Source organism: Rhizobium sp. G187, assembly GCF_051549525.1.
Lineage (GTDB): Bacteria > Pseudomonadota > Alphaproteobacteria > Rhizobiales > Rhizobiaceae > Allorhizobium.
This window is the reverse complement of sequence record NZ_JBPUGM010000002.1, coordinates 176,255-195,807: the sequence shown is the minus strand read 5'-3', so window position 1 is coordinate 195,807 and position 19,553 is coordinate 176,255. Positions and strand designations below refer to the sequence as shown.

At 61.1% G+C, this 19,553-nt stretch carries 18 protein-coding genes and 1 tRNA gene; 7 read left to right on the top strand and 12 right to left on the bottom strand.

Translation table 11 applies throughout. The features are described from left to right. Positions 1-12 precede the first annotated feature (12 nt). Positions 13-915 carry a DUF937 domain-containing protein gene (locus ACSV9I_RS05745; protein ID WP_438327847.1) on the top strand — a complete coding sequence of 301 codons (903 nt, stop codon included), beginning with the start codon at positions 13-15 and terminating at the stop codon, positions 913-915. 71 nt (positions 916-986) lie between these two features. Here ACSV9I_RS05745 and ACSV9I_RS05740 read toward each other — a convergent pair whose 3' ends face one another. After that, the gene (locus ACSV9I_RS05740; RefSeq protein WP_438327846.1) at positions 987-3,488 is read right to left on the bottom strand and encodes a methyl-accepting chemotaxis protein; all 2,502 of its coding nucleotides are present in this window, start codon (positions 3,486-3,488) and stop codon (positions 987-989) included. A gap of 208 nt (positions 3,489-3,696) precedes the next feature. Beyond that, on the bottom strand, positions 3,697-4,002 hold the full coding sequence (locus tag ACSV9I_RS05735) for a DUF1127 domain-containing protein (RefSeq protein WP_438327845.1): 306 nt from the start codon (positions 4,000-4,002) through the stop codon (positions 3,697-3,699). Between the two features lie 188 nt (positions 4,003-4,190). Here ACSV9I_RS05735 and ACSV9I_RS05730 point away from each other — a divergent pair, with 188 nt between their 5' ends. Beyond that, positions 4,191-5,144 (top strand): LysR substrate-binding domain-containing protein, encoded by a 954-nt coding sequence (locus tag ACSV9I_RS05730; RefSeq protein WP_438327844.1) that lies wholly within the window; start codon positions 4,191-4,193, stop codon positions 5,142-5,144. A gap of 3 nt (positions 5,145-5,147) precedes the next feature. Here ACSV9I_RS05730 and ACSV9I_RS05725 read toward each other — a convergent pair whose 3' ends face one another. Together ACSV9I_RS05725 and ACSV9I_RS05720 are read right to left on the bottom strand one after the other, a co-directional pair. Next, positions 5,148-5,780 (bottom strand): TetR/AcrR family transcriptional regulator, encoded by a 633-nt coding sequence (locus ACSV9I_RS05725; RefSeq protein WP_438327843.1) that lies wholly within the window; start codon positions 5,778-5,780, stop codon positions 5,148-5,150. 140 nt (positions 5,781-5,920) lie between these two features. Continuing rightward, a complete protein-coding gene (locus ACSV9I_RS05720; protein WP_438327842.1) occupies positions 5,921-7,060 on the bottom strand; it encodes a patatin-like phospholipase family protein in 1,140 nt (379 codons plus the stop codon). A 184-nt stretch (positions 7,061-7,244) separates the two neighbouring features. Here ACSV9I_RS05720 and ACSV9I_RS05715 point away from each other — a divergent pair, with 184 nt between their 5' ends. Continuing rightward, positions 7,245-7,700 (top strand): hypothetical protein, encoded by a 456-nt coding sequence (locus ACSV9I_RS05715; RefSeq protein WP_438327841.1) that lies wholly within the window; start codon positions 7,245-7,247, stop codon positions 7,698-7,700. Positions 7,701-7,797: 97 nt separating this feature from the next. On the opposite strand, the gene adhP is transcribed toward ACSV9I_RS05715, so the two are convergent. From adhP to guaB, 4 genes are all read right to left on the bottom strand, one after another. Next, a complete protein-coding gene (adhP, locus tag ACSV9I_RS05710) occupies positions 7,798-8,826 on the bottom strand; it encodes an alcohol dehydrogenase AdhP (RefSeq protein ID WP_054158766.1) in 1,029 nt (342 codons plus the stop codon). Positions 8,827-8,997: 171 nt separating this feature from the next. Then, entirely contained in the window at positions 8,998-9,873 is an 876-nt protein-coding gene (locus tag ACSV9I_RS05705) for a dienelactone hydrolase family protein (protein ID WP_438327839.1), read from the bottom strand. A gap of 79 nt (positions 9,874-9,952) precedes the next feature. After that, a complete protein-coding gene (locus ACSV9I_RS05700) occupies positions 9,953-10,366 on the bottom strand; it encodes an MAPEG family protein (RefSeq protein ID WP_438327838.1) in 414 nt (137 codons plus the stop codon). Positions 10,367-10,447: 81 nt separating this feature from the next. Further along, a complete protein-coding gene (gene guaB, locus ACSV9I_RS05695) occupies positions 10,448-11,938 on the bottom strand; it encodes an IMP dehydrogenase (protein ID WP_438327837.1) in 1,491 nt (496 codons plus the stop codon). A 280-nt stretch (positions 11,939-12,218) separates the two neighbouring features. On the opposite strand from guaB, the gene ACSV9I_RS05690 reads away from it, so the two are divergent. Continuing rightward, on the top strand, positions 12,219-12,530 hold the full coding sequence (locus ACSV9I_RS05690; RefSeq protein ID WP_438327836.1) for an ATPase inhibitor subunit zeta: 312 nt from the start codon (positions 12,219-12,221) through the stop codon (positions 12,528-12,530). Between the two features lie 57 nt (positions 12,531-12,587). Here the strand turns inward: ACSV9I_RS05690 and ACSV9I_RS05685 are convergent, their stop codons facing one another. Further along, positions 12,588-13,568, bottom strand: a complete 981-nt coding sequence (locus ACSV9I_RS05685; RefSeq protein ID WP_438327834.1) for an MBL fold metallo-hydrolase — start codon at positions 13,566-13,568, stop codon at positions 12,588-12,590. A 242-nt stretch (positions 13,569-13,810) separates the two neighbouring features. Here ACSV9I_RS05685 and ACSV9I_RS05680 point away from each other — a divergent pair, with 242 nt between their 5' ends. Continuing rightward, complete coding sequence (locus ACSV9I_RS05680) at positions 13,811-15,220, top strand: DHA2 family efflux MFS transporter permease subunit (RefSeq protein WP_438327833.1); 1,410 nt, start codon at positions 13,811-13,813, stop codon at positions 15,218-15,220. 12 nt (positions 15,221-15,232) lie between these two features. On the opposite strand, the gene ACSV9I_RS05675 is transcribed toward ACSV9I_RS05680, so the two are convergent. The 3 genes from ACSV9I_RS05675 to ACSV9I_RS05665 are packed head-to-tail and all read right to left on the bottom strand — an operon-like array spanning position 15,233 to position 18,118. Beyond that, on the bottom strand, positions 15,233-15,616 hold the full coding sequence (locus tag ACSV9I_RS05675; RefSeq protein ID WP_438328521.1) for a VOC family protein: 384 nt from the start codon (positions 15,614-15,616) through the stop codon (positions 15,233-15,235). Positions 15,617-15,629: 13 nt separating this feature from the next. Next, a complete protein-coding gene (locus tag ACSV9I_RS05670) occupies positions 15,630-16,409 on the bottom strand; it encodes an RlmE family RNA methyltransferase (protein WP_438327831.1) in 780 nt (259 codons plus the stop codon). Between the two features lie 2 nt (positions 16,410-16,411). Then, positions 16,412-18,118 (bottom strand): Ppx/GppA phosphatase family protein, encoded by a 1,707-nt coding sequence (locus ACSV9I_RS05665; RefSeq protein ID WP_438327830.1) that lies wholly within the window; start codon positions 18,116-18,118, stop codon positions 16,412-16,414. 295 nt (positions 18,119-18,413) lie between these two features. Between ACSV9I_RS05665 and ACSV9I_RS05660 the strand changes: the two genes are divergently transcribed. Together ACSV9I_RS05660 and ACSV9I_RS05655 are read left to right on the top strand one after the other, a co-directional pair. After that, positions 18,414-18,487, top strand: a tRNA-Gln gene (locus tag ACSV9I_RS05660). A gap of 292 nt (positions 18,488-18,779) precedes the next feature. Continuing rightward, the gene (locus tag ACSV9I_RS05655; RefSeq protein WP_438327829.1) at positions 18,780-19,553 is read left to right on the top strand and encodes a CPBP family intramembrane glutamic endopeptidase; all 774 of its coding nucleotides are present in this window, start codon (positions 18,780-18,782) and stop codon (positions 19,551-19,553) included.

The window sequence follows — 19,553 nt, the reverse complement described above, 5'->3', positions numbered from 1 at the left end:
GGAGAAAAGTCCATGCTGCCATTGTTCGACATGATGCTCCAGGCGCAGAACGGCAAGGCGATGGATGCCATGGCGCGGCAGTTCGGCCTGGCCCAGGAGCAGACAGCCAAGGCCATCGCCGCGCTGACGCCCGCTTTTGCCTCCGGCTTCAAGCGCAACGCCGCCAATCCTTACGATTTCTCGACGCTTCTGCAGGCCATGTCGTCTGCCAATTATGCGCGCTACTTCGAAGACATGAGCGCTGCCTTCACCCCGCAGGGGGTCGCCGATGGCAATCAGGTGTTGCAGCAGATCTTCGGCTCCAAGGAGGTCTCGCGCGCGATCGCGGCACAGGCAGCTCAGCTGACCGGGATCGGCCAGGACATTCTCAAGCAGATGATGCCGGCCATGGCCGATACAATCATGGGCGGGTTGTTCAAACAGACCACCGGGCAATTCTCCGGCTCCAATGCCTTTGCCGGGAATCCGATGGCCGCGATGATGCAGCAATGGCTCGAAAATACCGGCCTTCAGCCCAAGCCGCAGCCTGCCACCATGTTCGACAATCCGTTTACCCGGGCCTTCCAGGAGATGATGGGTGGCGCGCCGACCAAGCCGGAGCCGCAGGCGCCTGCCAATCCCTTCCTCGACAACCCCTTCACCAAGGCCTTCCAGGACATGGCGGCTGCTTATACCGCCCAGATGAACGGTCAGCCGACCGAGGCCCCGAAGCCGCAGGCGGAAGCGCCCAAGGCGGCGGAGAAGGACGCGCAGGAAAGTTTCTCGGCGATGATCAACACGCTGTTCGACAGCGGGCTTGAAGTGCAGAAGAACTATCAGAAGAGCATGGAACAGATCTTCGACACCTACCGTGCCGCGACACAGAGCGACGGTTCCGCCAGTGCAGCGGATGAAGGACCGAAGGCCAAGGCCTGAGCACTTCTACAGACAAAAACAAAACGGCGCGGGTAACCGCGCCGTTTGCCGTTTCAGGAACCTTTCAGGCCTCAGAACTCTTCCCACTCGTTTTCGGACTTCGTGTCTTTCGCCTGAGTCATCTTGGCGCCCAGGCCGATTGAGATCTTGTCCATCAGCGAGCGTGCCGGCGAGGCGACCGAGCGGCTGCCGGGCTGGGCGGGCACGACCTTTGGGCCTGTCTTGCGCAGCAGAGAGGACGGTGCCGATGCGGGTGTGGATGGCGCAGACGGAGCCGATCCCAGGGGGCGCGAGAACGGCGTATCGCGCTGGTCGGCAAACCGGTTCTGCATGCCGCTTGCATTGTTCTCCACGGTGAACTGCCCAACGAGCTCGGAGAGCATCTCGGCATCGCGTGTCAGGCCGGTCATGGCCGCATTGGTCTGTTCGGCGGCGTTGGCATTCTGCTGCGTCACATTCTCCATGCGGGTCACAGCGTCATTGATCTCGTTGAGGCTCGTCGACTGCTGTCTGGAGGTCGAGGCGATCGAATGGATGTGATCGCCGATCTGGACAACCTGGCCTGCGATCGCTGAGAGTACGGCACCCGTTTCGCGCACCAGTCCCACACCGGCCGAGACTTCCTGGCCCGACTTGGTGATCAGAGCCTTGATGTCCTTTGCCGCATTGGCCGAGCGCTGGGCCAACTCACGGACTTCCTGCGCGACGACCGCGAAGCCCTTTCCGGCTTCGCCAGCACGGGCGGCCTCCACGCCGGCATTCAAAGCCAGCAAGTTGGTCTGGAAGGCGATTTCATCAATGACGTTGATGATCTTCGAGATCTCGCTCGAGGCCTGCTCGATACGGCTCATGGCATCCACCGCGCCGCCGACGATCTCGCCGGAACGGTCGGAATTGGTGCGGGCTTCGAGTGCCAGGCGCGAGGCATTTTCGGCGCGCTCCGAGGAATGCCGGATCGCTTCCATGATCTGGCGGATGGCCGCGGAGGTTTCGACGAGAGCGGCCGCCTGCTGCTCGGTACGCAGCGACAGATCAGCCGTGGCACCACCGACGGCGCCGCTCTTGCGATTGATCTCGGCAACATTGCCATGCACGGCCGACACGGTCGCCGAAAGGCGCTCCAGCGAGGCGTTGAAGTCGATGCGCAGCCGGTCGAGATTGCCCGTCAGCGGCTTGCGGATCGGGGTCGTCAGGTCGCCACTGGCCAGACGCTGGAGACCAGAACCCAGAACATCAATCGCCTCGGTCAACTCGGCCTGGGCTGCGGCCCGCTCCTGTTCCCGCAATTGGCGTTCTGCTTCACCCGCAGACCGGCGTGCTGCCGCTTCGGTTTCGAGCTGGCGCTTGTCGATTTCCGCCTGCCGGAAGACGGCGACGGAGCGCACCATGTCGCCGATTTCGTCATTGCGGTCGACGCCCTTCAGGTCGATATCCGTATCTCCTGTGGCCAATTCCCGCATGGCGCCAACCAGATCCGAGATCGGGCGCGTCAGCGTGCGAGAGAAGATGAGGCCAACGATCGAACCGAGAAGGATCAGAACCAGGCCGAAACCGATCGACTTCAGCGCCGTCGCCTGGAGTTGCGAGGAGACTTCGGACGCGCCGATCAGGGCGACGACGGCCCATTTCACATCACCGAACTGAAGGGGAACGATGGCAGCGTTGCTTTCCATGCCGCGGTAGCCTTCGAGCAAGCCGCTCTTCTCCGCGCCGGCTGCGACCTCTGCAATCATTGGAGAGGCAATCTTTGTGACAAGCCCATCGGCTTCCGGGGTGCGGCCGCTGTCGTTGATCACCGTGCCGGAAACGTCGACGAGCAGAGTCTCACCCGTTTCTCCAAGACCGCGCGTGTTGGAAAAGATCGCGTTGATCTGGTCGTTGGGCAACTGATAGGCGAGCACGCCAATCTTGCGATCGCTCATGATGATCGGCACGGCAACAAAAGCTGCCGGGGCGCCGAGCGATGGTGCGTAGTTCTCGAATTCCGAATTGGCGAAGATCCCCGGATCGTCGCTCTGCATGACCTTGCGGTAGACCTGGCCGAGGCCCGTATCCTTGTAGGGGCCCGTCAGCAGGTTCGTGCCGAAGTCATCTTCCTTCTGCACGGTGTAGACGACGTTGCCGTCGGCATCGATCAGGAAGATGTCGTAGTAGCCCAGCGCCTGCAGGTGTTTGACAAAGGTGGTGTGGCCCTGTCGGTGGGCACGGTCGTAATTGTCGACCTTGGCGCTATCAAGCTTGAACTTTTGACCGACGGGATTGGGATTGTCGGCAATGTAACGACGGTGCAGTTCGGCGACAGGATTGTCGCCGAGCTTTGGCCAGGCGCCGGTGATGCCGAACAGGGCCTGCTGGGTCATCATGTTGGAGGCAATTGCATGGGCATCGAGGCGGATCGCGTCCAGGAAGCGCTTGGCCTCGTTGCGGCGCCCGTCGGCCGTCGCTTCGAGTTTCTGGTAAACCTGCTCGTTGAGCGTCGCGCTTTGCTGCACGAGGCCGATGGCAACCGAAGCGCTCAAGGTAACAAGGGCGAACAGGGCTGCAGCGACCGGCAGTTTCTTCGATATCCGCATGGATGGTTCTCCGACAGAATTCCACGAAAGCACAGTCTCTTCTGCTGCCAGAAGCCCATTGAAAAGTTGTTACCAGGGCGTGCTTATTCCCCGCATATGGCACCCGCCAAGGTTAATTTAGCGATAAAAAAAATGCCCGATCTGGTGAGAACACCAAATCGGGCAAAAGGCAGGGCTGTTGGCTATCGCCCTGCGGGGATGCCGTCGGTCAAGAGGACCGTGGGGCGCGCAATGCCTGTTCGGCACGAGCGCGGGCCAAATGTTTCAAAATGGGCGACGGGTCACTGGAGATTCCGTGGCTTAGCAGGACCTGACTGATCTCACTGCGCGACAGGCCGATATCGGCCAGCAGACGATCATCGAGGTCGCCGAGTTTGTTCACCGCCAGTCGATTTCGGATGGCCTTGAACACCGTCCGGATGACGTTCGACACACGTGTCACGCGATCTGCCGCCGAGACATGGCGCGCGGGGTAAACAAGCTCGAGGTCGAAGATCCGGTCGGTCGTGCGCATGGCAAATGTCCTTTCAGCGGGCACGAGGAGGTGCATCCCGCCGCGGGGGCGGCGGGTGCATTGGAGGCGGGATGGTCTGTTGGACTTTATGGTCCGGCGGTGGCGAGGGGCAAATTGGCGAAAAGATATTGATCAGTCCAACGAATGTTTCTAATGGTAATCATCAACCCTTCTGATGGACGAAACCCATGTCGGCTCCCCTGGACATCGATCAACTGCAAACCTTCGTCGCCATCATCGACACTGGCAGCTTCACCAAGGCGGCCGGCCGCGTGTTCAAGACGCAATCGGCCGTCTCGATGCAGATGCGCCGGCTGGAAGAGCGCGTCGGCAAGCAGCTCTTCGTGAAAGATGGTCGCGGCAACCGGCTGACTGCCGATGGCGACAAGCTCTTGAACTATGCGCGGCGGATTATCCGGCTGAATTCGGAAGCGATCGCCGCATTCGACGACAACCGTCTGGAGGGAACGCTCCGCATCGGCACACCTGACGATTATGCCGATCGCTACATGCCGGAAATCATTGGCCGCTTCGCCAAGACGCATCCGAATGTCGAACTCTATATCGTCTGCGAGCCTTCGATGGACCTGGCCGAGAAGATGGCAAAGGGGGAACTCGACATTGCACTCGTGACGCATAATCCGCTGCTGCGACAATCGGACGTGGTGCGGACCGAACCCTTGTGCTGGGTCGGTTCGGCGAACCATCCGCTGAAGGACGATGCGCCTGTGCCGCTTGCCGTTGGTCGGCGTGACTGCCAGTGGCGTCAACTTGCGTGCTCGGCGCTGGACGCTGACGGGCGCGAGTACCAGGTCCTGTTCACCAGCTGGTCGTCGACGGTGGTCGCCGCCGCCGTTCTCGCCGGCATGGCCGTTTCAACGCTGCCGGAATCGGCACTCAGGACGGGAATGAAAGTGCTCACGGCCGCCGATGGTTTTCCGCCGCTACCACCGGTGCAGATCGGTCTGATGAAGCGACCGGGCCTGTCGACCTCACTGGTCAATGCGATCACCGATCACATTACCGCCTGCCTCGACAACATTACGCCAGCTCAGGTCGAGGATGATCTGGATGGTGACGCAAAGGGCTATGGGCGTTACGTTTCGCGTGCGCGCGCCGGCAACATGATGCCCGGCTGGTGAGCATCAGGGATCGAAATTGAAGATCTGCGAGCGGATGATCTGGCGCCAGCGCGCCAGATAGGCGCTTGCCGCCTCTTCGCTCTGATGGCTGGAGAAGCGAATGACTTCGCTGGTCGTCATGATCATCAGTTTGAGGTTAATGCGGAACCGTTCGCACTGCCCTTCCGGCACAAGATGCGCCAGGTCCTTGTAGAAGGCCGTGATCAGACGCTCATGAAACTCGGCCGACAGCTGGTTGAGATCATTGTCTGCGAGGATGGCCTGCCAGAGCGAGATGTGGATCGGCGCCTTGCGGATGATGTCGAAGATCTCAAGCAGACACTTGGCCGCGCGCTCGGCGGCTTCATCCAGCGTGTGCGTATCAGCGAAGATGTTGAGGATGAAGCCGTCCATCTGACTCGACAGGCGATCATGCAGCGCCTTGATGATGGCCGCCTTCTGCGGAAAGAACTGGTAGAGGGAGCCGATCGGAATATGGGCTCGCTGGGCGATCTCGCTCATCGTCACGTTGTTGACGCCCTTTTCAAGAAACAGCCCGACGGCGGCTTCAAGAATGGACTCCAGCCGCTGAATGCTGCGCTCCTGCATCGGCTTCTTGCGCTGCTGCAGACGGCCCTTGTCGACCTTATCACTCATGGATCGTTGTCCGACGCATCATTCGCCGGCCTCCTCTGTCTCGGCACAGGAATTAGGCCTCGCTTCTGGCCAAATCGTTAACGACACGGGCCTGACGTGCAATTGCATGACGATTCCAAAAAAGGTTCATCAAAATACAACTATGCATCGGTATGGGGCTGTCGATCGCGCGCAAGATCGAAGATCTGTATGCCGTTTTTGGGACGACCCCGTCCTTGCCAGCGCGGGTGGTCCAGCGTGTAGCACGCATCGTCATAGCCTGCCTGCCAGTGCTCCTCAATCGACCGGCGGGAGAATTCGGCATCCATGGCATGGGTCGCGTGCGAGGCGCGACGATGGATCAGGTGGACAATGGTGACGTCGTATTCATGGCCGATCGAGCGCAGGATCTGCGCATCCTCATCCTCGGACAATTCAGGCGGCAATTTCTCCAGCAGCCGTTTGGCGGCCCGCCGGACAATCTGCCTGCGGGCGAAATCATCCGTGTTCATGCGGGTACGGCTGGAATAGCGAATCTCCTTGATCCGGCTCTCGACCTCGAACTGATCGCGCGGCATGTCTCCTCGCGCGTTAAACAGATCCACCTGAAAGATCTCGAGATCGCGGGAGGCGTCGTTGACATTGAGCACGTGCTGCAGCGGCGTGTTCGACACAAGGCCGCCATCCCAATAGAACCGGCCATCGATCTCGACGGGCGGAAAGCCCGGCGGCAGGGCGCCGGATGCCGCGATGTGGCGGGCATCCAGGCGGCGGCTGCGGTTGTCGAAATAGGCGAAGTTGCCAGAATGGATATCGACAGCGCCGACACTCAGCCGGGTTCCAGAAGCATTGAGGAGATCAAAGTCGATCAGACGCTCCAAGGTGTTCATCAACGGCCCGGTGTCGTAGAGACTGATCCGGCTCTCAGGATTGGCGATCAACTGGTAAGGCGTCCAGAGCCTTGGCGAGAAAAAACCGGGAATGCCCCAGAGGCTGCCGGCCAAAGCTGCTGCATCATTCTGCAGCCGTCTCTGGCTGTCGTTTGCCGCAGGCCAGCCGAAGTCGAGCGTGGCGGAAATGGACTGCCAGAATTCCCTGAGATGGGCGATTCGCTTGTCGCGGGGGCTGCCGGCGATGATCGCCGCATTGATCGCGCCGATCGAGATTCCGGCCAGCCAGTCCGGCTCCACGTCCCGGTCATGCAAGGCCTCGAAGGTCCCGGCCTGGTAGGCCCCGAGCGCGCCGCCTCCTTGAAAGACGAAGATCCGATCGGGGTTGGAATTGCGTGAACTTTCTGCCATGGCCCGTCCTATCCTTGCTGCACCGCAATAGATAGACGAGCCGAAGCCCTGCTTCCAGTGCAGGCCGGCTTCACGCAGCGTTCACTTTTGCAGCGCTGCTTTCGGATCACGCCCAAAAGAAATTCGATGCGCTTGTTCATTCCAGATTATGAAATGCGAGCTCATTTCTCATCAAGGAAAGCCGATGCCCCGTTTCCTCGTTCCCTTTGCCGCCGTGTTGATATCTACAACCCTGATCGCCTCCGGGCCGAGCCGCGCCGACGAAGCATCCGTCGATCAGCAGATCGAAACGCTGCTCGGCGATGCGCCGGACTACAAGGAGCTGTTCTACGCCTTCAAGGTGGCGCTTGAGGAAGGCAAGTCCGACATTGTCGTCAGCCTTGTGAACTATCCGCTGACCGTCACCATCGATGGCGAAGAGGCGACCTATGGCTCGGAGCAGGAACTGCTCGACGCGTATGATTCCGTCTTTACCGAAGCGATCGTCGAGGCGGTTTCAAACCAGGATTACGGCAGCCTTTTCGTCAATTCCGAGGGCGTGATGATCGGTAATGGCGAGGTCTGGATCACGGGCATCTGCGAGGACAGCGCCTGCACCAGCGCGCCACCGCGTGTTTCCGTCATCCAGTCGGCCAATTGAGCCTGTCCCATTCAGACAGCGGGCCGGAACTGGTTCAGCCTCGGACAAAAAGAAGGCGGCATCTGCGATGCCGCCTTCAGTCCCATGAGGCGCTGGTTCAGGCGGCCAGATCGAGCACGATGCGGCCGTCGATCTTGCCTTCTTCCATGCGGTGGAAGATGTCGTTGATATTCTCCAGCTTGTCCCAGCTGAAATGCGAGGCGACCTTGCCCTCACCGGCAAACTGCAGGCTTTCCTCGAGATCCTGGCGCGTGCCGACGATCGAGCCGCGCACCGTGATGCGCTTCAGGACGGTTTCGAAGACCGGCAGCGAGATAAAGCCCGGCGGCAGGCCGACCAGCGACATCGTGCCCTTGGAGCGCAGGAAACCGTAAGCCTGTTCCATGGCCTGCGGCGACACCGCCGTCACCAGAGCGCCATGCACGCCGCCGGTGGCCTTCTGCACCTGCGCGATCGCATCGGCATCCCGACCATTGACGATGACGTCGGCACCCAGGGTCTTTGCCAGAGCCAGCTTGTCCTCGTGAATGTCGGCGGCAACCACATGCATGCCCATGGCCTTTGCATATTGCACCGCCATGTGGCCAAGCCCGCCAATGCCTGAAATGACAACCCACTCGCCGGGCTTCACTTCCGCCTCCTTCAGACCCTTGTAGACGGTGACACCGGCGCAGAGCACGGGTGCAGCCGGGCCAAAGTCCAGATTGTCAGGCAGCCGGCCGACAAAGTCGGGATCGGCAAGGCCATATTGCGCAAAGGTGCCGTTGACGGAGTAACCGGTGTTCTGCTGGCTGCCGCACAGCGTTTCCCAGCCGGTGCGGCAGGGCGAGCAGCAGCCGCAGGCCGTATGCAGCCATGGCACGCCGACGCGGTCGCCTTCCTTGATGCGGGAAACACCGGCGCCAAGCTTTGCCACGTAACCCACGCCCTCATGGCCGGGAATGAAGGGCGGGCTGGGCTTGACCGGCCAGTCCCCATTGGCGGCATGGAGATCGGTATGGCAGACGCCCGTCGCCTCATACTTGACCAGAATCTGTCCCGGGCCCGGCTCGGGGATTGCCCATTCCTCGATCGTCAGCGGCTTGCCGAATTCCCGCACGACGGCGGCCTTCATCATCGATGCCATGTCACTCTCCCACGCTCGTTGAATCGACTGGACCGGAAAACCCGGTGTCCATGGAAGGAGCTTAGGAGTGTGGGCACGGCTGCCGGTTGATCGGTATCAAGTGGCGAAACATTTCATCGAAGTGTCATGTCCGGGGTCGCCGATGTCACGCCCCGGACAGAGGGACGAACGTCAGGCGAGGTTCTTCTTCAGGAAGGCGACCGTGCGCGACCAGGCGAGATCGGCAGCGGCCTTGTCGTAGCGGGCAGCGGAGGTATCATTGTTGAAGGCGTGGTTGACGCCGTCATAGATGAAGAGCTCATAGGTCTTGCCATTGGCGTCGAGCGCTGCCTTGTAGGCGCCAATCCCGGCATTGATGCGCTCGTCGAGACCGCCGTAATGTAGCATCAGGGGTGCCTTGATCTTCGGCACATCCTCAGCCGGTGCCTGCGATCCGTAATAGGCAACGCCCGCACCCAATTCCGGCGATGCGACCGCCATGCGGTTCACCATGCCACCGCCCCAGCAGAAGCCGATGGCTCCGACCTTGCCATTGGTCTTTTCATGGCCGGCGAGAAAGGCGCGTGTGGCTTCGCCATTGGCGACGGTGGCGACCATGTCGAGCGACTGGAACATGTTGCGCGCTTCGTCTTCATTGGCCGGGGTCCCTCCGTTTGGCGACAGGAAGTCCGGCGCCAGCGCGACGAAACCTTCGAGCGCCATGCGGCGAGTGACATCGCGGATATGCGCATTGAGGCCGCGATTTTCATGGATGACGATGACCGCCGGCAGCTTGCCGGTCGCATCTTTCGGGACGGCCAGATAGCCTTTCATCTCGCCGGCACCACCGGGATAGGTGACGTCTTCCACCGTTAGACGATCATCGGCCTCGGGCACGATGGTCGCATGGGCAGAGTTTGCAGCCAGCATCGGCATGATGACGGCGGCAGCAGCCCCTGAACCCGCCAGCGATGTGAGCTTCTGCATGAAGCCGCGTCGGTCCAAAGTCAGGTGGGTGTATTCGTCATAGGCATCGATCATCGCCTGCGTGATTGTCGGCTTGTCCATGGCATATCCTCCCGGCGGGTGCTGATGCCCGGAAGATAGGACGCTTAACGCAGGTGACCATACAAAACGCCGTGATGGGTCAGCTGAACGCCATCCAGGCGCCGAGCCAGACCCAGAGCAGGAAGAGGATAACGAAGCCCGCCATGAAGGAGAGACGGCGGAACAGCAGGTTGCCGGTCAGCTGCATATAGGCCTGCACATAGCGAGCGAGCACGAAGGCCCAGGCGCCGGCGACGGCCGGCAGATTATCGGCCTCGGCGATGTAGAGGAGGACGCAGACGGCATAGAAAAGCACCGGCAATTCGAACTGGTTGGCGATCGCCTTGTTGACCACGCGGCTTGCCTGCGGCTCATCCAGGTTTTCGCGGAAAGCTTCCCGCTCGACTTCGCCGCTCTTCACGACTTCGGCGCGTTTTACCACGAGCAGGCCATAGAGGCAGAAGATCAGGAAGGCATGGGCCAGCAGCGGCCAGAACATCTCGAATCCGGTCATGTAAAAAATCTCGTCAATCTCTGGTCATGAAAAGGCCCGGGAGAGATATTCCCGGGCCGCATTCTCAAATCATCGAAAAGATCAGTTTGAGCCCGGATAGTTGGGGCTTTCGCGGGTGATCGTCACGCCATGCGGATGGCTTTCACGAAGGCCGGCACCGGAGATGCGCACGAAGGTTGCCTTGTCCTGAAAGTCCTTGATGTCCTTGCCGCCGACATAACCCATGGCAGCCTTGAGGCCTCCGGCGAGCTGGTGCAGGACGGCCGAGACCGGACCCTTGTAGGGAACCTGGCCTTCGATGCCTTCCGGTACGAGCTTCAGCGTGTCGCGCACTTCCGCCTGGAAGTAGCGGTCTGCCGAGCCGCGGGCCATGGCGCCGACGGAGCCCATGCCGCGGTAAGCCTTGAAGGAACGGCCCTGGTAGAGGTAGACCTCGCCCGGGCTTTCATCCGTGCCGGCGAGCAGCGAGCCGACCATGACGGCGGAAGCTCCGGCGGCAATGGCCTTTGCAACGTCGCCAGAGAACTTGATGCCGCCATCGGCGATGACGGGAATGTCGTGCTTGTGGGCGGCCTCGACGGCGGCCATGACGGCTGCAAGCTGGGGAACGCCGACGCCCGCGACGATGCGGGTGGTGCAGATCGAGCCCGGGCCGATGCCCACCTTAATGCAGTCTGCGCCGGCATCGATCAGAGCCTGCGTTCCCTCGGATGTCGCGACATTGCCGGCGATGATGCGGATTGCATTCGACATCTTCTTCACATGCGCAACGGCATCGAGAACCTTCTGGCTATGGCCATGCGCGGTGTCGACGACGATCACGTCAACGCCAGCATCGATGAGGCGCTCGGCGCGCTCGACACCATCGTCACCGGTGGAGATGGCGGCAGCAACGCGGAGGCGCCCTTGCGCATCCTTGGCGGCATGCGGGTTGAGCTGCGACTTTTCGATATCCTTGACGGTGATCAGGCCAACGCAACGGCCTTCATTGTCGACAACGACGAGCTTTTCGATGCGGTGCGTGTGGAGGAGGCGCTTGGCTTCTTGCTGGTCGACGCCGTCCTTGACCGTGATCAGGTTTTCACGCGTCATCAGCTCGTAGATCTTCTGGTTCGGGTCAGAGGCGAAGCGGACGTCGCGATTGGTGAGGATGCCGACGAGGCGACCCGGGCGACCGCCGTTTTCAACAACCGGGATACCGGAAATGCCGTGGGCCTTCATCAGCGCCTTGGCTTCGGCAAGCGTCGCATCCGGGCCGATGGTGACCGGGTTGACGACCATGCCGCTCTCGAACTTCTTGACCTGGCGGACTTCTTCGGCCTGCTCGATCGGCGTCAGGTTGCGGTGGATAACGCCCATGCCGCCGGACTGGGCCATGGCGATGGCCAACCGGCTTTCAGTCACCGTATCCATGGCGGACGACAGGATCGGCAGGGAGAGTTCGATGTCGCGAGCGATGCGGGTGGCGATATTCGTCTGCCCCGGCATCACTTCCGAATGCCCCGGCTGCAGGAGGACGTCGTCAAAGGTAAGCGCTTCTGCGCCGGTTGCCGACATTACGATGCGTGCCATTGCCAAATCCTTCGTTTGAATAGGCAGAATCCTCCCGAAAACGGAATTTCCCGTCCGGTGGCTCCTGCATGAAATGCTTGGAAGTTGGCGAGGGCTGGTAACACGTTCATGACAGGAAGGGAATAGCAAAACGCGGCTCTAAACGGCGCTATGCCGCACTGCACAGAAAACACGCCTCCATTAGAATTTTAGGATGTTCTTGCACGAAGTCTGAAATCTCCTTCGTTACAACCGCACTCGCTTCTTCGGGACGGGGAGCCAATCAACAACGGGGGCAAAGATGACACCATTGAGAAAACGCGCCAATGCGCTTGAGACGCAGTTCGCCCGACAGGCAGAACTCGAATTTCGAGCGAAGGTACTTTGCGGCAAGATGATCGGGCGATGGGCCGGCTACAAAATGGGCGTCGACGATGTCGAGGCCTATGCGCATAACATCGCAATGCAGCAGGTGGTCGAGCCGCACCGTTTGCTTGACCTTCTGCGCCAGGATTTTTCGGCCGCCGGTATGGATGTCTCCGAGGCAGAACTAAACTCGCAGATGCACACATTTCTCGACAGTGCGTCTGTCGAAATCGCCACGCGCGGCTAAGACCAAAAGCTGTGGGCTGCCCAAAGGACAGCCCACAACGTCGATGCCTTAGACGTCTTAGAGATCGAACTGATAGGCCTTCGGAACGAAACGATAGCCCTGGTCGATCTTCTCGACGAAACCAACCGCCGGGAACGGCATGTGATAGCCCAGGAAGGCGAGCTTGTCCGTCGCCAGCATGTCGAACACCTTCTTCCGGCTCGCAGCGGCCGCCGCCTTGTCCATGTCAAAGCGAACTTCCCAATCGGGGCGCTGCAGCGACAACACGAAGTGATTGGCCGTATCCGCCGTCAGCACCAGCTGGCGGCCTTCCGATTCCAGGCGATAGATCATGTGGCCCGGCGAATGGCCGAAGGCCGCCATGCCGGTCACGCCCGAGACGACTTCCCCACCATCTCCGATGAAGGTGGTCTTGTCCGCAAGCGGCTTGACGTTGGCGATGACGCCCTTCTGGCCGTTCTCGGCCGGTGTTCCGACGCGGGCCGGATCAACCCAGAAATCATATTCGGCCTGGCCCGTCACATAACGCGCATTCGGGAAAGCCGGCTGGCCACTTTCCATCAGGCCACCAATGTGGTCGCCATGCATATGGGTGAGAACAACGACGGTGACATCCTCGCGCTTGTAACCGGCTGCCGTGAGACCCTCGACCAAACGACCAAGGCCATTGGCGCGACCGCCCTCCCCCATGCCTGTATCAAAAAGGATGACATCCGTGCCGGTGTTGACCAGTACCGGGGCGAAACTGTTGACGAAGTTGTCCGGCGGCAGGAAATTCGCCTCGAGCAGTGCACCGACCGTTTCCGGCGACTGATTGGTGCCGAAGGTTTCCTGCGGCGCACCGGAGGCACGCGAACCATCCTTGACCACCAGAACTTCGAACTTTCCGACATTGAAGCGATGGGTTTCGGGTGGCATGGCGTGGTTAATGCTCATCGAGGTTTGGGCGGACGCCGTTTGGGCGGAGGCGGCTCTGGTCATGATCATCGGCGTGGCAAGCGCTACACCCGCACCGCCCAAAAGCATTCTTCGGTTCATCGATAACATCGCAATCTCCTCAGTGAAAGTCGCATCCCCGTTTCGTCGGGCCGAGGCGAAACATAGGCTTGCAGCTAGGCGGGGAAAGCGGGCTCACGCCAACGTGAAGCGTGTATCCACGCCACCAAGGTGTCCAAATCGCAACCGAGGCTTGCCTTTTCCGCCATTCTCCATATCGAGTTCGGCATCCGCGGCGGACGCACCATCAGTGTGGGGGTCCCTCGCGCCCCGCCGGAAGACCGATGAACCGTATTACCCCGCTCATACTCGCCGTCGCGCTGTTCATGGAACAGATGGATTCGACCGTGATTGCCACGGCGCTGCCGACGATTGCCACCGACCTTGGGGTTGGGCCGATCACGCTCAAACTTGCGCTCACCGCCTATATGGTGGCGCTTGCAATCTTCATTCCGATCAGTGGGTGGATGGCAGATCGTTATGGAGCCAAGCGCGTGTTCCGTGCAGCGATTGTGGTCTTCATGCTCGGCTCACTGTTCTGCGCGATGTCCGGATCGCTCCTCGCCTTCATCGCCGCGCGCTTCCTGCAGGGCATGGGCGGCGCGATGATGACGCCTGTCGGGCGCCTGGTCCTGCTTAGGACCACGAAGAAAAGCGAACTGGTCTCTGCCATGGCGCTTCTGACCATTCCGGGCCTGCTCGGCCCGATCACCGGGCCGCCGATCGGGGGCTTCATAACCACCTTCTTCAGCTGGCACTGGATCTTCCTGATCAACCTCCCGATCGGGTTGCTGGGCCTGTGGATTTCCGGCCTCTACCTGCCAGAGATTGCCCCGATCAAGACCGGCCGGATCGACTGGCGCGGCTTTACCTTGAGTGCCGGTGCGGCATCCGGTCTGGTCTTCGGCTTGTCAGTCATGAGCCTTCCAGCCCTGCCGGTGGCCGTGGGGGCCGGAGCGACGGTGGCCGGCATTGTGTGCCTCATCCTTTACGTCATCCATGCCCGCCAGCATCCGGCGCCGCTGCTGGAACTGTCGCTGTTTGCCAATCGCAGCTTTCGCGCCTCCATCATCGGCGGCACGCTGTTTCGCATTGCCGCAGGCGCCACGCCCTTCCTGCTGCCACTGATGTTGCAGCTCGGCTTCGGCATGAGCGCCTTCCAATCCGGCATGGTCACGTTCGTGGCCGCGATCGGGGCGATTTCCACCAAATTCATTGCCAGGCGCGCCTTCGCCGCTCTCGGATTTCGCACCGTCCTGATCACAGCCGGCATTATCGGTGCCCTGACAACGGGTGCCAATGCGCTGTTCACGCCGGCAACCCCGATCTTTGTGATCATGGGCCTCCTGCTGCTGGGTGGCTTTTGCCGCTCCTTCTTCTTCACCGGGGTGAATACCCTGGGATATTCCGAGATAGAGGACGGCCAGGCGTCGCAGGCAACTGCGCTCACTTCCGTCCTTCAGCAGGTGAGCCTGGCGCTTGGCGTGGCTGTGGCCGGCGCTATCCTGGAGGCCAGCGCCAAGATCACCGGCGGCACATTGTCACTCGGTGACTTCCACCTTGCCTTCGCCATGGTTGCCGCACTCTCGGTTTTTGCCGTCGTTCCGTTCTTCGGCCTAGCGCGCGATGTCGGATCCGCCGTTTCCGGCTATCGACGCGCGCAGGCTGAGGACGATACGATCAACGTCAAATAAGCCGATGATGGGTTATTCCGGCTTTTCGCACAGCGCAGACAGCTTGTTGCCGTCGGGATCGCGGACATAGCAGGCATAAAAATTGGGATGAAAGGGACGCAGACCCGGTGCGCCCTCATCCGTGCCGCCATTTGCAATCGCTGCCCTGTAAAACGCATCGACGGCAGCCCGGGACTGAGCTTCGAAAGCCGGCATCAAACCATTGCCGACCGTCGCGGGCTTGCCATCGAAGGGATGTGTGATCCAGAAACGGCAGCGCTCATCCTGCGGCAGTCCATAACCTGCTTCGCTGTCCACCGTGACGCGGCGCTCGACGCCGAGCGTCGACAGAACTGCGTCGTAGAAGCCGATGGCGCGCCTCAGATCGTTGATGCCGATGGTGATGTAGGTGAGCACCGCCGTCTGGGCCTCAGTCCTGGTCTTCTTCGGCCGGAATGTCCTCACGCGGATCACGGGCGAAACCGTCCTCATCGACCGCAGACGTGATCACGCCCCCCTTGCGACCCTTGAAGCCCTTGGCCAGCAGGAACATCTCGACCGATTCCTGGCGCGATGAGGCCGGCTTGATATGCAGGACCTGACGGAAGTTCAGCTTCAGCATGTTCAAGAGATCTTTTTCCGTACCGCCCTGGAAGGTCTTGGCCAGGAAATGGCCGCCTTCTGCCAGAACTTCGACGGCGAAGTGGGCCGCAACCTCGCATAGATGCATGGTGCGCAGATGGTCAGTCTTCTGGTGGCCGGTGGTCGGTGCCGCCATGTCAGACAGGACGAGATTGGGTGTGCCGCCAACGGCTTCGATCAGCTGGCGCGGGGCGTCCGGATCCAGAAAGTCGAGCTGCAGGATCTTCACACCCGGCAACTGCGCCATTTCGAGAAAGTCGATTGCGGCGACACGGATGTCGTCATCGGTCGAATCGGTGACCTTGGCGGCGATCTGCGACCAACTGCCCGGCGCCGCCCCCAGATCGATGACACGATGGGCACCTTTCAGGATCTGGTGCTTCTCGTCGATCTCCAGCAACTTGAAGGCCGCGCGGGCGCGGTAACCCTCGAGCTTTGCCCGCTGCACATAGGGGTCGTTGATGTGGCGCTCGAGCCAACGTCTGGACGACGCCTTCAGCTTGCCCTTCTTGACCTTCTGGCCGAGTTTGCGGCCGGTTCTGTTCCCGCCGATGGGTGGCTTTGCCATGGTCAGCGCTCCCTATGGGTGTTAGGTCGGCGGGTTCGGCCGCGGCGCCAGACGCCGTCATCCGCCATCATATCTGTCAAAAGGCCTTCGCGCAGGCCGCGATCCGCGACCCGCATCCGGCTCGACGGCCAACGCCGGCGGATCGCCTCGAGAATGGCGCAGCCGGCCAGCACAAGGTCGGCGCGGTCCGGACCGATGCACGGGTTGGCGGCGCGCCCGGCATAGTCCCAGGACAATAGCTTGGCCTGCATCGCCGTAACCTCGGCATCGGACAGCCAGACGCCATCCACCTTGCGGCGGTCATAGCGCGGCAGATCGAGATGCACGCCGGCCAATGTCGTTACCGTGCCCGAAGTGCCGATCAGATGGAAATCCTCCGGATATCCATCTGGCCCGCGCGGTAGATCCGGGCAATCGAAGCGGGCAAGCATGCCTTCGACTTCCTGGGTCATGGCTTCGAAGATATCCGGCGTCACGTCGCGGCCGCCATGGCGCTCGGAGAGCGTCACGACACCAACGGGCAGCGATGTCCAATGGGTGATGTGGTTGGCAAGCCGGCTTGACCTGTTGTCGGCGATCCGGATCACCGCGATCTCGGAGGAGCCGCCGCCGATATCGAAGAGCACGACGGAGCGGGCTTCGCGACCGACCAGCGAGGAGCAGCCAGAGACAGCGAGCCGCGCTTCGGTCTCGCGGTTGATGATCTCGAGTTCGAGGCCCGTCTCGTTGGTGACCCGTTCGAGGAAGCTTTCCCCATTCTCTGCCGCGCGGCAGGCTTCGGTGGCGATCAGGCGCATGCGGCGGATTTCACGACCGGAGAGCTTGGAAGCGCAGATGCGCAAGGCATCGACCGCGCGGTCCATCGCGTCCTGCGACAATTGCCCTGTTGCCCCCAGGCCCTCGCCCAGCCTCACGATGCGCGAGAAAGCGTCGACAACGCGAAACTGGCCGGGCCGGGTTGGCTGCGCAATCAGCAGCCGACAATTGTTGGTGCCAAGGTCGAGTGCCGCGTAAAGATCGTCATGGCTGCCCTCTCCTGCTGCAAACCGCAAACGATCCGGCGCCGACGATCTGTCAGACCGGCCGGGCGCGGCGGCCTGATGGCGCGGCGGCACGGCCGGCGGTTCCGGTTTGCGCGCCTTGGCAGACGCGGCAGACGGCGGCTCCGAACCGGCAAGCGGCCGGACATGACCGGCTTTAAGTGCGGGCTTCCGATTGCGATTGCGCCGGCGCTTTTTCGGCGACCGGGCATCGGGCTCTCCTGACATTGCCGACCGCGTCGCCACCGCATGAGCGCCATGGCCGCCTGCGGCGGCATGATCGCCGGCAGGGGCTGAGGCCGAGCGAGCACGATTGTCCGGTCCGCCGGGCAGTTCGCCCTTTGGCGCACCGGAACCACCGGATAGGATTTGGGAAGAGGTCTGCCGCGCGCCACCGTCAGCCGATGACGAAGCAAGATCGGCTCCCGACGGGCCTTTTCCGCGTCGACGACGCTTTCGCTTGCGGACAGGGCCATCCGCAAAGACTGATTCGGAACGTCGTTCGGAGACCGGCGTTCCCGCCGATCCTGCCGAAGCAGAAGACTCAGGACCGTTTGCGATCGGCCCCGTCTTCCTGCCCTTGCCGCGCCGGCGAGATCCCCCGCCCTTGCGCTTGCCCGTCGACGTCCCCTCGCTATTCGGCTGTCCGCCGCGATTGGGGTCTGTCACTGAAGTCTTCCATTGCACCGCGCAAGGCGCCGCTTTCGCCGCATGCCGCTGGTGTCATCAATCGTTTCGTTGGCGCCAGCATACCAGCGCAAGCCCTTTGCGCCAAACGGTTTTTCCAAGGACGATCAACAGCCGCCGATCCGCCCCGAAGGCTTTAGCCTCCGCCCACGGCCTAAGCGAAGCCGGTATTTCCCTTAGGCGAAACACATTCCGACATTTTTTTGAAAATCGGCCTTTGCAATCTCAAAGCTTTTGGCTATAAGCCCGCTCACCGATCGCGGCAGCGATACCCTGGTGGGGAATAGTTCAACGGTAGAACGACGGACTCTGACTCCGTTAATCTTGGTTCGAATCCAGGTTCCCCAGCCAATCTTCACTCTCTATATATCAACTAGTTCGCGCGTGCTGTGCACCTGCAACGAACCGCCGTGTGTGGCCTTCTACACAAATGCTGACGTCAGCCCAAAGCCAGGGATCGAAGATGGCGTCCACGGTCGCTAGGTCTCTCTAGTGGGACTGTGGTCACAGCATGCGATCGGCTGCAAAGCAGACCACCACGACGCTCTCTTGGACCTCTCTCATTTCGTGAGCCCGATAGTAGGATAGACTTGCTCCGCAGGTGAATTGAAGTAGTTTCTAATTCAGGGCAAAGGGGGCATTCGTGGATCATTCGACATTTGCATCTGAGCGTTTGGTGCTGGAGCGCAAAGGGCCTGATTTTCCGTTCTACTCAGACACTCCACCAAGCGTTTCGGGGACCGCCTGGCTTTGGGTGCTCGCGGCTGCAGCCGGCGGATTTGCGGCGCTTGGCATCCCGTTGCCCTTTGAGGACAATATCGTCACGGGTTGGCTCAGAGCCGTCGCTTTCGTCGCTTTGCCACTGGCCGCGCTCGCTATCGCGGCCCCCGGTCGCTGGCGGGCAATCTTCAGGCGCGTCGGCATTCGCGACGTGCTGCTGATGTTTGGCTTTGCAATCCTCAACATCATCGTGACCCTTTCCGTCGGAGCGCTGCTGCAAACCTTTGGCACTGTCAGCACCAATTCAGCGGTTGCGGATGCGGCCGACCTCGAAGGTGCGCGGCTGGCGAGTTTCTTTGCCAAGGTCGGCCTGCAGTTGCTCGGGGAGGAACTGATCACAATCCTGCCCTTCCTCGCCATCCTTGCCTATCTACATAACAAGGCGGGAATGGGCCGCAATGCAGCGGTGCTGGCTGCATGGCTTTTGTCGGCGGTCATCTTCGGGATGCTGCACCTGCCGACCTATGACTGGAACTTCGTGCAATGCTTTGTTGTGATCGGCTGTGCCAGACTGATCCTGACCTGGGCCTATGTTTGGACCAAGAATATCTGGGTCAGCACCGGGGTGCATGTCATAAACGACTGGGCGCTGATCGGTTCGACAGTCTTCCTGGCGCCGCTTGCGACTGCGGCCTGA

Excerpts from the sequence above, each read along its gene's own strand:
- ACSV9I_RS05745 (WP_438327847.1), top strand. The coding sequence starts at position 13 with ATGCTGCCATTGTTCGACATGATGCTCCAGGCGCAGAACGGCAAGGCG.
- ACSV9I_RS05740 (WP_438327846.1), bottom strand. The coding sequence starts at position 3,488 with ATGCGGATATCGAAGAAACTGCCGGTCGCTGCAGCCCTGTTCGCCCTT.
- ACSV9I_RS05735 (WP_438327845.1), bottom strand. The coding sequence starts at position 4,002 with ATGCGCACGACCGACCGGATCTTCGACCTCGAGCTTGTTTACCCCGCG.
- ACSV9I_RS05730 (WP_438327844.1), top strand. The coding sequence starts at position 4,191 with ATGTCGGCTCCCCTGGACATCGATCAACTGCAAACCTTCGTCGCCATC.
- ACSV9I_RS05725 (WP_438327843.1), bottom strand. The coding sequence starts at position 5,780 with ATGAGTGATAAGGTCGACAAGGGCCGTCTGCAGCAGCGCAAGAAGCCG.
- ACSV9I_RS05720 (WP_438327842.1), bottom strand. The coding sequence starts at position 7,060 with ATGGCAGAAAGTTCACGCAATTCCAACCCCGATCGGATCTTCGTCTTT.
- ACSV9I_RS05715 (WP_438327841.1), top strand. The coding sequence starts at position 7,245 with ATGCCCCGTTTCCTCGTTCCCTTTGCCGCCGTGTTGATATCTACAACC.
- adhP (WP_054158766.1), bottom strand. The coding sequence starts at position 8,826 with ATGGCATCGATGATGAAGGCCGCCGTCGTGCGGGAATTCGGCAAGCCG.
- ACSV9I_RS05705 (WP_438327839.1), bottom strand. The coding sequence starts at position 9,873 with ATGGACAAGCCGACAATCACGCAGGCGATGATCGATGCCTATGACGAA.
- ACSV9I_RS05700 (WP_438327838.1), bottom strand. The coding sequence starts at position 10,366 with ATGACCGGATTCGAGATGTTCTGGCCGCTGCTGGCCCATGCCTTCCTG.
- guaB (WP_438327837.1), bottom strand. The coding sequence starts at position 11,938 with ATGGCACGCATCGTAATGTCGGCAACCGGCGCAGAAGCGCTTACCTTT.
- ACSV9I_RS05690 (WP_438327836.1), top strand. The coding sequence starts at position 12,219 with ATGACACCATTGAGAAAACGCGCCAATGCGCTTGAGACGCAGTTCGCC.
- ACSV9I_RS05685 (WP_438327834.1), bottom strand. The coding sequence starts at position 13,568 with ATGAACCGAAGAATGCTTTTGGGCGGTGCGGGTGTAGCGCTTGCCACG.
- ACSV9I_RS05680 (WP_438327833.1), top strand. The coding sequence starts at position 13,811 with ATGAACCGTATTACCCCGCTCATACTCGCCGTCGCGCTGTTCATGGAA.
- ACSV9I_RS05670 (WP_438327831.1), bottom strand. The coding sequence starts at position 16,409 with ATGGCAAAGCCACCCATCGGCGGGAACAGAACCGGCCGCAAACTCGGC.